Source organism: Paenibacillus sp. EKM206P (assembly GCF_011066155.1).
Classification (GTDB): domain Bacteria; phylum Bacillota; class Bacilli; order Paenibacillales; family Paenibacillaceae; genus Paenibacillus; species Paenibacillus polymyxa_D.
The window spans coordinates 1-271 of sequence record NZ_JAAMNQ010000114.1 but is presented as its reverse complement, the minus strand read 5'-3'; the positions used below and the strand labels follow the sequence as shown (position 1 = coordinate 271).

At 56.8% G+C, this 271-nt stretch carries 2 tRNA genes; both read right to left on the bottom strand.

Annotation, left to right across the window (positions count from 1 at the left end):
• Position 1 precedes the first annotated feature (1 nt).
• A tRNA-Val gene (locus tag G9G53_RS25975) sits at positions 2-77 on the bottom strand.
• Between the two features lie 10 nt (positions 78-87).
• Positions 88-164 (bottom strand) — tRNA-Met (locus tag G9G53_RS25970).
• Between the last annotated feature and the right edge of the window lie 107 nt (positions 165-271).

Sequence of the window (271 nt, the reverse complement as noted above, 5' to 3'; positions counted from 1 at the left end):
ATGGTGGAGGCTGAGGGGATCGAACCCCCGACCCTCTGCTTGTAAGGCAGATGCTCTCCCAGCTGAGCTAAGCCTCCTGGGTATGTATGGTAGCGGCGGAGGGGATCGAACCCCCGACCTCACGGGTATGAACCGTACGCTCTAGCCAGCTGAGCTACACCGCCATAACATAATATTTCGCTAGCTTGTCCTAAATGGCGGAGAGAGAGGGATTCGAACCCTCGCACCACTTTCGCAGTCTAACCCCTTAGCAGAGGGTCCCCTTATAGCC